The organism is Mycobacterium sp., from assembly GCF_052143115.1.
In the GTDB taxonomy this organism is placed as follows: domain Bacteria; phylum Actinomycetota; class Actinomycetes; order Mycobacteriales; family Mycobacteriaceae; genus Mycobacterium.
Genome location: NZ_JBKQTQ010000197.1, coordinates 22236 through 33477, shown reverse-complemented (window position 1 = coordinate 33477; position 11242 = coordinate 22236). Strand labels below are relative to the sequence as shown.

The 11242-nt window shown below is 64.5% G+C and carries 10 protein-coding genes, 2 tRNA genes and 2 pseudogenes; 5 read left to right on the top strand and 9 right to left on the bottom strand.

Annotation, left to right across the window (positions count from 1 at the left end):
• From ACLQI9_RS20880 to leuC, 3 genes are all read right to left on the bottom strand, one after another.
• On the bottom strand, positions 1 to 149 hold a 149-nt coding region (locus tag ACLQI9_RS20880), incomplete at its 3' end, for an HU family DNA-binding protein (protein ID WP_442392101.1).
• 211 nt (positions 150 to 360) lie between these two features.
• Positions 361 to 957, bottom strand: coding sequence for a 3-isopropylmalate dehydratase small subunit (leuD, locus tag ACLQI9_RS20875; RefSeq protein WP_324443739.1), 597 nt, complete (start codon positions 955 to 957; stop codon positions 361 to 363).
• Between the two features lie 16 nt (positions 958 to 973).
• On the bottom strand, positions 974 to 2410 hold the full coding sequence (leuC, locus tag ACLQI9_RS20870; RefSeq protein ID WP_442392100.1) for a 3-isopropylmalate dehydratase large subunit: 1437 nt from the start codon (positions 2408 to 2410) through the stop codon (positions 974 to 976).
• 84 nt (positions 2411 to 2494) lie between these two features.
• Between leuC and ACLQI9_RS20865 the strand changes: the two genes are divergently transcribed.
• Positions 2495 to 3196 carry an IclR family transcriptional regulator gene (locus tag ACLQI9_RS20865; protein WP_442392099.1) on the top strand — a complete coding sequence of 234 codons (702 nt, stop codon included), beginning with the start codon at positions 2495 to 2497 and terminating at the stop codon, positions 3194 to 3196.
• 58 nt (positions 3197 to 3254) lie between these two features.
• Positions 3255 to 3755 carry a PPOX class F420-dependent oxidoreductase gene (locus tag ACLQI9_RS20860; RefSeq protein ID WP_442376951.1) on the top strand — a complete coding sequence of 167 codons (501 nt, stop codon included), beginning with the start codon at positions 3255 to 3257 and terminating at the stop codon, positions 3753 to 3755.
• 14 nt (positions 3756 to 3769) lie between these two features.
• Here the strand turns inward: ACLQI9_RS20860 and ACLQI9_RS20855 are convergent.
• The 3 genes from ACLQI9_RS20855 to ACLQI9_RS20845 all read right to left on the bottom strand — a co-directional run bounded on the left by ACLQI9_RS20855 (position 3770) and on the right by ACLQI9_RS20845 (position 5040).
• Positions 3770 to 3842, bottom strand: a tRNA-Glu gene (locus ACLQI9_RS20855).
• A gap of 72 nt (positions 3843 to 3914) precedes the next feature.
• Positions 3915 to 3986, bottom strand: a tRNA-Gln gene (locus ACLQI9_RS20850).
• Between the two features lie 256 nt (positions 3987 to 4242).
• Positions 4243 to 5040 carry a fumarylacetoacetate hydrolase family protein gene (locus ACLQI9_RS20845; protein WP_442376953.1) on the bottom strand — a complete coding sequence of 266 codons (798 nt, stop codon included), beginning with the start codon at positions 5038 to 5040 and terminating at the stop codon, positions 4243 to 4245.
• Between ACLQI9_RS20845 and ACLQI9_RS20840 the strand changes: the two are divergent.
• Positions 4991 to 6214: pseudogene (locus ACLQI9_RS20840) on the top strand (MFS transporter); the annotation flags it as partial. The gene ACLQI9_RS20845 and the pseudogene ACLQI9_RS20840 overlap by 50 nt on opposite strands.
• Before the next feature lie 133 nt (positions 6215 to 6347).
• Here the strand turns inward: ACLQI9_RS20840 and ACLQI9_RS20835 are convergent.
• A complete protein-coding gene (locus ACLQI9_RS20835) occupies positions 6348 to 7358 on the bottom strand; it encodes a 3-isopropylmalate dehydrogenase (RefSeq protein WP_442392098.1) in 1011 nt (336 codons plus the stop codon).
• Between the two features lie 73 nt (positions 7359 to 7431).
• Positions 7432 to 9018: a phosphoglycerate dehydrogenase gene (gene serA / locus ACLQI9_RS20830; RefSeq protein WP_442382765.1), complete on the bottom strand. Its 1587-nt coding sequence runs from the start codon at positions 9016 to 9018 to the stop codon at positions 7432 to 7434.
• Positions 9019 to 9112: 94 nt separating this feature from the next.
• On the opposite strand from serA, the gene wrbA reads away from it, so the two are divergent.
• Both wrbA and ACLQI9_RS20820 read left to right on the top strand, forming a co-directional pair.
• On the top strand, positions 9113 to 9712 hold the full coding sequence (gene wrbA, locus ACLQI9_RS20825; protein WP_442382766.1) for an NAD(P)H:quinone oxidoreductase: 600 nt from the start codon (positions 9113 to 9115) through the stop codon (positions 9710 to 9712).
• A gap of 39 nt (positions 9713 to 9751) precedes the next feature.
• A pseudogene (locus ACLQI9_RS20820) lies at positions 9752 to 10138 on the top strand (tautomerase family protein); the annotation flags it as partial.
• 81 nt (positions 10139 to 10219) lie between these two features.
• Here the strand turns inward: ACLQI9_RS20820 and ilvC are convergent.
• Positions 10220 to 11221: a ketol-acid reductoisomerase gene (ilvC, locus tag ACLQI9_RS20815; RefSeq protein WP_442382769.1), complete on the bottom strand. Its 1002-nt coding sequence runs from the start codon at positions 11219 to 11221 to the stop codon at positions 10220 to 10222.
• Between the last annotated feature and the right edge of the window lie 21 nt (positions 11222 to 11242).

Below are 11242 nucleotides of genomic sequence, written 5' to 3'. Positions count from 1 at the left end.
AACACACCGAAGCCGGTAATGGTGACGCTGTCGCCCTTGTGCACGGCCCGCACAATAGTGTCGACAACATTCTCGACGGCGGCTGTTGCCGACCGACGGTCTGAGCCCAATTTCTCAGTGAGCACATCAATGAGCTCTGCCTTGTTCATGCATATCCTCCGCTTGCTCGCGGTCCACTTTGGACCGACTAGAGGACACGGTAAACCCTGAGGTGCCTGATTTCCAAGAGCCACGCGCAATTTCAGTCGGTTCTGGCGAACTTTTTAGGAATCCGGTTGCAGCGCATAGTCAGTGGCTTGGAACGGTTCGAGCCGTCAAATACGGCACTGGGGCGCCCTAAATTCGGGCCCAATCGAGCCGTCAGGAAGTGGGCAATGTCTGCGGTTTCCAAGTCGGCCGCTCCGACTCGAAAAGCTCAATCTCGTCGCGTTTCCGCAGCGTAAGGGCTATGTCGTCGAGTCCCTCCAACAAACGCCAGGCGGTGTAGTCGTCAATCTTGAACGGCACCACCACCGTTCCTGCGGCCACATTCCGATCTTGAAGATTGACAGTGATTTCCAACCCGGGGCTGCCCTCGATGAGCTTCCAGAGCAGTTCCACATCGTCTTGGACAACTTCGGCAGCCAACAACCCCGCCTTCCCCGCATTGCCCCGAAAAATGTCGCCGAAGCGGGACGAGATCACTACCCGGAATCCATAGTCCATAAGCGCCCAGACCGCATGCTCCCGAGAGGATCCGGTGCCGAAATCGGGTCCGGCGACCAGTACCGAACCCCTGTCAAACGGACTGAGATTGAGCACAAAAGACGGATCGGTCCGCCAAGCCGCGAACAAACCATCCTCGAAACCCGTTCGGGTCACCCGCTTCAAATAGACCGCAGGAATGATCTGATCCGTGTCGACATTGGACCGCCGCAGCGGCACTCCGATACCCGTGTGAGTGTGAAAAGCGTCCATTACGGTTCTCCCTCAGTTAGTTCAAGTCGGCCGGGGCGGAGAGCTTCCCGCGCACCGCGGTGGCAGCGGCGACGGCAGGCGACACCAAGTGGGTACGGCCACCCTTGCCCTGGCGTCCCTCGAAATTGCGGTTTGACGTTGCCGCGCAGCGCTCCCCCGGCGCCAGCTGGTCCGGATTCATCCCGAGACACATCGAGCACCCAGCCTGCCGCCACTCGGCACCCGCAGCCGTGAAGATTTCGCCCAACCCTTCTTTTTCGGCCTGCGCCCGTACCCGCATCGATCCCGGCACAACCAGCATCCGCACCCCGTCGGCCACTTTGCGGCCTCGCAACACGTCGGCTACCACGCGCAAATCCTCGATGCGGCCGTTGGTACACGACCCGACAAACACGGCATCCACCGCGATGTCGCGCATCGGGATTCCGGGTCGAAGGTCCATGTACGCCAGCGCCTTCTCGGCGGTCTGGCGCTCGTTGTCATCGGTCATCAGCTCGGGATCAGGCACCGCGGCTCCCAATGGCACTCCCTGCCCCGGATTTGTCCCCCAAGTGACGAACGGCGTCAACGAAGCGGCATCCAAATACACCTCGGTGTCAAACTCGGCGCCTTCGTCGGTAGCCAGCCGATCCCAATAATCCAGCGCCGCATCCCACTGCGCGCCGGTCGGGGAATGCGGGCGTCCACGCAAGAATTCGTAGGTGGTCGCATCGGGTGTAACCATCCCCGCCCGGGCCCCGGCCTCGATACTCATGTTGCAGATCGTCATCCGGGCCTCCATCGAGAGCGATTCGATGGCGCTGCCCCGATATTCGATGACATGGCCTTGGCCACCGCCGGTGCCGATCTTGGCGATCACCGAAAGGATGATGTCCTTGGCCGTTACGCCGGCAGGCAGCGTCCCGTCGACGTTGACGGCCATGGTCTTGAACGGCCGCAGCGGAAGTGTCTGGGTGGCCAGCACGTGCTCGACCTCAGAAGTGCCGATTCCCATTGCCAATGCGCCGAATGCGCCGTGCGTCGAGGTGTGGCTGTCACCACACACGATCGTCATTCCCGGCTGAGTCAGACCCAGCTGCGGGCCGACGACATGCACGATGCCCTGATCGATATCGCCCATCGGGTACAGGCGGATCCCGAATTCGGCGCAATTGCGCCGCAGTGTCTCGACCTGGTTGCGCGAAACGGGGTCGGCGATCGGCTTGTCGATGTCGATGGTCGGCACATTGTGGTCTTCGGTGGCAAGCGTCAATTCGGGTCGGTGCACCGGGCGGCCGGCTAGGCGCAGACCGTCAAATGCCTGCGGACTGGTGACCTCGTGGACCAAGTGCAGATCGATATAGATCAGGTCGGGCTCGGCGCCTCCGCCGGAGGCCACCACGTGGTCGTCCCAAACCTTCTGCGCCAACGTGCGCGGCCGCGCGGCATCAGCGTCGGCTGAAGTCTTCTTCACGAGGTCATCCCGATTCCCTTGGTTGTGGCCCACCGATGCGGCGCCATAACTTGATCTCACTATGCGAGACGTTAGTATCTCTCTGTGAGACAGGATAGCGGCATCGGCGTTCTCGACAAAGCCGTGGGGGTGCTGCACACCATCGCGGAATCACCATGCGGGTTGGCCGAATTGTGCGATCGCACCGGTCTGCCCAGAGCCACTGCACACAGATTGGCCGCCGGCTTGGAGGTCCATCGCTTACTGGCCCGCGATGGCGATGGGCGTTGGCGGCTGGGCCCGGCGGTCAGCGAGCGGGCCGCTCAAGCCAGCGACCCACTACTTGCAGCAAGCGCATCGGTGCTGCCGCGGCTGCGCGACATCAGCGGCGAAAGCGTGCAGCTGTACCGCCGCGACGGCACCTGGCGGATCTGCATCGCCGCGGTGGAACCGCCTGCAGGCCTTCGCGACACCGTTCCGGTCGGTGCGCGGTTGCCGATGACGGCGGGTTCCGGTGCCAAGGTGCTGCTAGCATACAGCGACGACGCCACTCGGCAGGCGGTACTGCCCATCGCAAAATTCAGCGACCGCGCGCTGGCCGAAGTCCGGCGTCGTGGTTGGGCCCAAAGCGCAGCCGAGCGCGAGCCCGGAGTGGCGAGTGTGTCCGCGCCGGTACGCGATGCCCGCGGTACGGTGATCGCCGCCATCTCTGTGTCGGGTCCGATCGACCGCATGGGCCGCCGCCCGGGCGCGCGCTGGGCGGCCGATCTGCTGGCGGCCGCCGATGCCCTTACTCGCCGACTGTGAAGCACGCCTTGATCGCCCGCCCGGCGAGCCCGCGGTAGCGGCCTGACACACTGTCGCCATGGGAAGCAACCAGCGCGCGCAGATCGTCATGTCGCAGGACGAGATCACCGACTTCGTCAACAGCAGCCGCACCGGCACGCTGGCCACCATCGGCCAGGACGGGCAGCCGCACTTGACCGCGATGTGGTACGGCGTGGTCGACGGCGAGATCTGGTTGGAAACCAAAGCCAAGTCGCAGAAGGCCGTCAACCTGACGCGCGATCCGCGGGTGAGCTTTCTGCTCGAGGATGGCCAAACCTATGACACCTTGCGCGGGGTGTCCTTTGAAGGCGTCGCCGAGATCGTGGACGATCCCGACGCCATATTCCGGGTCGGAGTCAGTGTGTGGGAGCGCTACACCGGCCCTTACACCGACGAGATGAAGCCGGCGGTGGACATGATGATGAATAAGCGAGTCGCCGTGCGCATTGTCAGCCGTCGGACCCGCTCATGGGATCACCGCAAGCTTGGGATACCCCCCGTACCGGTGGGCGGGTCGACCGCGCCCGCTGCCGGCTAGTGCCGGCAGATAAGTAGCCCCGATGGGATTCGAACCCACGCTACCGCCGTGAGAGGGCGGCGTCCTAGGCCGCTAGACGACGGGGCCAGAACTGATCCGAGGTGCCAGCATAGCTCACCGGCATACGCCCACCTAATTACTTGTGGTGGAGAAACTTTGCTGGGGTACCAGGACTCGAACCTAGAATGGCTGAACCAGAATCAGCTGTGTTGCCAATTACACCATACCCCATTGGCTGCCTAAAACAGCTGGTCAAGGGCTTCCCGCAGACAATGTGACGGTCGTGCGGCCGCTGCTGCCAGCCGTTATGGGCCGACGTGCAGACTACCAAACAATCCGGTCGCTTCTCACCCGCGCCCGATTCGGACGTGGGCCAGAGCTGTCACCTTCGGCGTCGGTGTCCCTGAGCAGCGCAGAGCGAATCATCCCGACATGCGCGATGCCGTTGGCGACGGGTAGAACCGAACCAGTACGCCGACTGCTGCGGTCAGGATTTTCCTTTGCGGACAACGGGATTGGTCAATGTTCCAATTCCCTCGATGGTGACGCTGACGGTGTCGCCGTCTTCGATGGGCCCAACACCCGCCGGCGTGCCGGTGAGAACGAGATCGCCGGGCAGCAACGTCATCACCGCCGAAATCCACTCCACGATCGCTCCGACGTCGTGGATCATCAACGAGGTACGGCTGTGCTGTTTGACCTCGCCGTTGACTTCGGTGCGCAGTTCGAGGTCGGCCGGGTCGGTGTCGGTGACGATCCACGGCCCAACGGGGCAGAAGGTGTCGTGGCCCTTCGCCCGTGTCCATTGGCCATCAGCCTGCTGTTGGTCGCGAGCTGACACGTCGTTGGCGATGGTGTAGCCGAGGATGCTCTCGGCGGCGCGCTCGGCTGAGACGTCCTTGCAAGGCCGACTGATGACGGCCGCCAGCTCGCCCTCGAAATGCACGGGCGACGCCTCAGCCGGCAGTCGGATCGGCACATTCGGCCCGATGATCGCGGTATTGGGCTTGAGGAAGATCACCGGGTCGGCCGGCGCCGGTCCCGTTATGCCACCCATCTCGGCGATGTGATCGGCGTAGTTCTTGCCGATGCAGACCACCTTGCTGGCCAACATCGGGGCCAGCAGTCGCACGTCGGCCAGCGGCCAGGAGCGGCCGGTGAAAGTCGGGGCGCCGAAGGGGTGTTCGGCGATCTCGCGGGCAGTCATCCCGCCGGGCTGGTCCGGCTCGCCGTCGATGTTCACGAACGCGACACCGTCAGGACTGGCAATTCGGCCAAGGCGCATTTGTTTGAGCCTAGTGGGGCCGACGATGCGGGTCGGCAGGGACGGGTTGGTTATCGCTTTAGCCCCAGTACTCACATCGCTGTGCGAGCATGGATCGATGCCGACGGACCCGACCGGCACGGTCAGCCTCAGTACGGGCCGACGCTGGTCGATCGTCATCGTTTCGCTCCTGGTGACGGCGAGCGTGTTCGTCTTCATCAACGGCGTCGCTTTTCTCATCCCCGCGTTGGAGGACGATCTGGGCACGCCGCTGGCCGAGGCGGGCTTGCTGTCGTCGATGCCGAGCTTCGGCATGGTGGTGACGCTGATTCTGTGGGGCTATCTGCTGGACAGGGTGGGCGAACGCATCGTGCTGACGGTCGGTTCAGCGTTGACCGCGGTAGCCGCCTACTTCGCATCGACGGTCCACTCGATGGTGTCGTTCGCCGCGCTGCTGTTCGTCGGCGGCATGGCGGCCGCCAGCTGCAACTCGGCCGGCGGTCGTCTGGTCTCCGGGTGGTTCCCGCCCGAGCAACGCGGCCTGGCGATGGGTGTTCGCCAGACCGCGCAACCGCTGGGAATTGCGTTGGGCGCGCTGGTCATTCCCGAGCTCTCTGAGCACAGCCCGTCGGCGACGTGGGGGCTGATATTTCCGGCCGTGCTTTGTGCGGCGTCAGCGGTGGCCAGCTTCGTGGCCGTCGTCGACCCGCCTCGCAAGCAATGGGAGGCGGCCACTGAACAGGAGTTAGCCAACCCTTACCGAAAGACACACGTACTGCAGCGGATTCACGCGGTCGCTGCACTTCTGATGGTGCCGCAGACGGTGACTGTGACGTTCATGCTGGTCTGGCTGATCGCGAATTACCGGTGGTCGATCACGTCGGCAGGAGCAATGGTCACGCTGTCGCAGCTGCTCGGGGCCGTGGGCCGGGTTGTAGTCGGCCGGTGGTCGGACCGGGTCGGCTCCCGGTTGCGTCCGGTGCGCATCATGGCCGTGACAGGCGTCCTGGTCCTGGCCGGGTTGGCCTTGGCCGATCATCTGCGCTCTTCGCTCGCCGTACCACTGATGGTCGCGGCATCGGTGGTCTCGGTGCTCGACAACGGGCTGGAATCCACCGCCGTCACCGAATACGCCGGACCGTTTTGGAGCGGGCGTGCGCTGGGTCTGCAGAACACCTATCAGCGGTTGATGGCGGCAGGCGCGCCTCCGGTATTCGGTGAGCTGATCGCCGCCCACGGCTATCCGCCAGCCTTCGCGGTTTGCAGTGTTTTCCCGCTACTGGCGGTGCCGATCGTGCCGGCCAAGGTGTTACCGCCAGGGCTGGAAACTAGAGCGCGGACGCTATCCTTTCGCCGACTTCGACGGTGGATAGCTTTTCGGTCGGGCGACTGGCCAGATGGGACGCCACGGCCCGGTCCACTCGCGCGGCGGCAGCGTCTTCGCCAACGTGGGAAAGCAGCAACGCCACCGACATGATTGCGGCGGTCGGATCGGCGATTCCCTGACCGGCGATGTCGGGTGCGCTGCCGTGCACCGGCTCGAACATCGACGGGTTGGTCCGGGTGGCATCGATATTCCCGCTGGCGGCCAGGCCGATGCCGCCGCATACGGCGGCGGCCAAATCGGTGATGATGTCGCCGAATAGGTTGTCGGTCACGATCACGTCGAACCGCCCCGGATCGGTGACCAGGTGGATGGTCGCGGCGTCGACGTGCTGATAGGCCACCTCGACGTCCGGATACTTCTCGCCGATTTCCTGCACGGTCCGCGACCACAGTGATCCGGCGAACGTCAGCACGTTCGTCTTGTGCACCAGGGTCAGATGCTTGCGACGTTGCCTCGCGCGCTCGAAAGCGTCTTCCACGACGCGGCGGACACCGAACGCGGTGTTGATACTGACCTCGGTAGCCACCTCATGCGCTGTGCCCCTTCGGATCACGCCGCCGGTTCCGGTGTACGGGCCTTCGGTCCCCTCCCGGATCACCACGAAATCGATGTCGGGATTACCGGCGAGCGGGCTGCGCACGCCCGGATACAGCCGCGCCGGGCGCAGGTTGACGTGGTGGTCCAGCTCGAAGCGCAGCCGCAGCAGCAGACCTCGCTCGAGCACGCCGCTGGGCACCGATGGATCCCCGATAGCGCCAAGCAGGATCGCGTCATGGGCCCGCAGTTCGGGAAGCACCGCGTCGGGCAGCACTTCCCCCGTCGCGTGAAATCGCCGCGCCCCCAGGTCGTAATCGATCTTCTCCACGCCGGGCAGCACCGCGTCGAGAACCCTGACCGCCTCGGCCACCACCTCCGGCCCGATCCCGTCGCCGGCGATAACCGCCAGCTTCATGAGCGCCGCTCTCCCCCGCAAGCGGGTGGTACCCGCACCGCATCGCTCGAATTTGTTTTGTCGCCGGGGCGCTTCACGACAGGTCAACCACTTCGAGTTTGTTGGCGTTGACGGCCGCACCGATCGCCGACCGCACGTCAGCGGGAACGTCGCGGTCCAACCGCAGCAGGATCGTCGCGCCCGGACCCTCGGCGTCTTCGGACAGCTGGGCCGCGTGGATGTTGACCCCGGCGGTACCGAGCAGGGTGCCGATCTTGCCCAATGCCCCAGGCTGATCGACGTAGTTGATGACCAGGTTGATGCCCTGGGCCCGCAGGTCGAAGTTGCGGCCGTTGATCTGCACAACTTTTTCCACCAGCTGCGGTCCGGACAACGCGCCGGCAACGTTGACGACCGAACCATCGGAAGCCACGGCCCGGACGTCGACAACGCTGCGGTGGTTAGGGCTTTCGGTTGCCGTGCTGAGATCAGCGGCCACGCCACGTTCTTCAGCTATCGCCGGGGCGTTGACAAACGTCACCTGATCCTCGATGACCGCTGAGAACAGCCCGCGCAACGCCGAAAGCCGCAGCACCTCAACGTCTTCGGAGGCAAGCTCACCACGTACCTGCACCGACAGCGACACCGGCAGTTCCTCGGAGAGCGCACCAACCAGCACGCCGAGCTTGCGCACCAGGTCCAGCCAGGGTGACACCTCCTCGCTGACCACCCCGGCGCCCACGTTGACCGCGTCAGGGACGAACTCCCCGGCCAGCGCCAGCTTTACGCTTTCGGCCACATCGGTCCCGGCCCGGTCCTGCGCCTCGGTGGTCGAGGCACCCAGGTGCGGGGTGACCACCACTTGCGGCAGGTCGAAAAGCGGGCTGTCGGTGCAGGGTTCGCTGGTGAACACGTCGATGCCCGCCGCACGGACATGTCCGCTGGTTACCGCCTCAGCCAGCGCGGCCTCGTCGACCAGCCCGCCGCGGGCGGCGTTGACGATGATCACGCCCGGCTTGGTCTTGGCCATCGCCTCCTTGTCGATCAGGCCCGCGGTCTCGGGTGTCTTCGGTAGGTGCACCGAGATGAAGTCGGCCCGCACCAGGAGTTCGTCGAGGGTCAGCAGCTCGATGCCCAACTGCGCCGCCCGCGCCGGCGACACATAGGGGTCGTAGGCCACGATATGCGCGCCGAAGGCGGCCAACCGCTGGGCGACCAACTGCCCGATGCGGCCCAGCCCGACCACCCCGACGGTCTTGCCGAAGATCTCGGTGCCCGAGAACGACGACCGCTTCCAAGCGTGCTCGCGCAGCGACGCATCGGCTGCGGGGATCTGGCGCGCAGCTGACAGCAGCAGCGCCAACGCGTGCTCGGCGGCGCTGTGGATGTTCGACGTCGGGGCGTTGACGACCAGCACACCGCGTTCAGTGGCGGTGTCGACGTCGACGTTGTCCAGCCCGACGCCGGCGCGCGCCACGATTTTCAGCTTGGGTGCGGCAGTCAACACTTCGGCGTCGACGGTAGTAGCCGAGCGGACCAGCAGAGCGTCGGCCTCAGGCACCGCAGCCAGCAGCTTTTCCCGGTCCGGGCCGTCGACCCAGCGCACTTCTACCTGGTCACCCAGGGCCTCGACGGTTGATTCGGCAAGTTTGTCGGCGATTAAGACAACAGGCAGGCTCACCCGGCCAGCCTAATGGTGTTGTCTGAAGCGATGGACGGCGGTGCACAGTGCTCCAGCAGGTGTTCGGGATCGGCGACATGTCTACGATGACACCGTGACGAAGCTGGCGATCATCTACTACTCGGCAACCGGTCATGGAACGACCATGGCGAAGCGCGTCGCTGCGGCGGCCGAGTCGGCGGGCGCCGAGGTCCGGCTGCGTCACGCCGCCGAAACCCACGACCCGGAATCGTTCGCCCACAACCCTGCGTGGACAGCGAACTACGAAGCGACCAAGGACCTTCCGGTGGCCACCGGCGACGACATCGTGTGGGCCGACGCGGTGATCTTCGGCTCACCGACTCGATTCGGCTCACCCGCGGCGCAGTTGCGCACCTTCATCGACTCGCTGGGCGGGCTGTGGGCCGAAGGCAAGCTCGCCGACAAAGTGTACGCGGCGTTCACGTCGTCCAATACCGCGCACGGCGGCCAGGAAACCACCCTGCTTGCGCTTTACATCACGCTAATCCATTGGGGCGGCATCATCGTCCCGCCGGGCTACACCGATCCGTGCAAGTTCGTCGACGGCAATCCGTACGGCGTGAGCCTGGTGACCACGCATGACAACATCGCCGAGTTCGACGACGCGACCGACAATGCGCTTGACCACCTGGCTCGCCGAGTGGTGGCGGTCGCCGGCCGACTGGCGTCATAATTATTCGGTCTTCGACGGTGCCTCGTCCCTGCCGGATCCCTCGACGCCGACACCCGGGTTACGTTGGCCGAAACGATCACGAAAGTTCACGCTTCCGTCGTTTCCGTTCCCGCCGAATTCGTCAATGTCGTATTCATCGAATCCGAGCCGACCGCATTCTTCACCGGTGGACGGCCTAACACGGTGTCGTCGATCACCGCAACCCTTCGTGCCGGATTCGACAGCGCGGTGCGAGGCGAACTCCTGACTCGGCTATGCGACTCCTGGTCTTCCATCACCGGCCAGGACAAGCGTCGGATCATCGTGTCCCTCGACGAGGTCGATGCCTTGTCCAGGTTGGAAGATGGGATGATCCTGCCCGATTTCGGTGAGGAGGCCGTCTGGTCACACGCTCGGGAACTTGGAGAGCTGGGGCGACGCGACTGACGGCCAGACCAAGACGCGACATCGACGCTAGCGCGACGACACGCCGAAACGGTCAGCGCTAGCGTCGATCTCGGTGAAGCCTTAGGCGGTTTCGGTGATCGGGCGGTCGACCCAGCTCATGAGGTCACGCAGCTTCTTGCCGACGACCTCGATGGGGTGTTCGGCATTTTCCTTGCGCAACTGCTCGAGCTGCTTGTTGCCGCCCTCGACGTTGGCGACCAGCTTCTTGACGAAGCTGCCGTCCTGGATGTCGCGCAGGATGCTGCGCATCCGTTCCTTGGTGTCGGCGTCGATGACTCGCGGACCCGACAGGTATCCGCCGAATTCGGCGGTGTCGGACACCGAGTAGTTCATCCGGGCGATGCCGCCCTCGTACATCAGGTCGACGATGAGCTTGAGCTCGTGCAGCACCTCGAAGTACGCCATCTCCGGCGGGTAGCCCGCCTCGACCATCACGTCGAAACCGGTCTTCACCAATTCCTCTGTGCCACCGCATAATACGGCCTGCTCGCCGAACAGATCGGTTTCGGTCTCGTCTTTGAAGGTCGTCTTGATGACGCCGGCGCGGGTGCCGCCGATGCCTTTGGCGTAGGACAGCGCCAGCGCCTCGCCGTTACCGTTGGGGTCTTGGTCGACGGCGATCAGGCACGGCACGCCCTTGCCGTCGACAAACTGGCGACGAACCAAGTGGCCCGGTCCCTTTGGGGCGACCATCGCCACGGTGACGTCGGCGGGCGGCTTGATCAAGTCGAAGTGGATGTTGAGCCCGTGACCGAAGAACAGCGCATCGCCGGGCTTCAGGTTGGGCTCGATTTCGTTCTTGAAGATATCCGCCTGCGCGGTGTCGGGTGCCAGCAACATGATCACGTCGGCCCACTTGGCCACCTCGGCTGGCGTGTCGACGTCCAGGCCCTGTTCCTCGACCTTGGCCCGGGACTTCGACCCCTCCTTCAGCCCAACGCGCACCTGAACCCCGGAATCCCGCAGGCTCAGCGAGTGTGCGTGCCCCTGGCTGCCGTACCCGATGACGCCGACCTTGCGGCCCTGAATGATCGACAGGTCTGCATCGTCGTCGTAGAACATCTCCAAAGCCACCTGAATGTC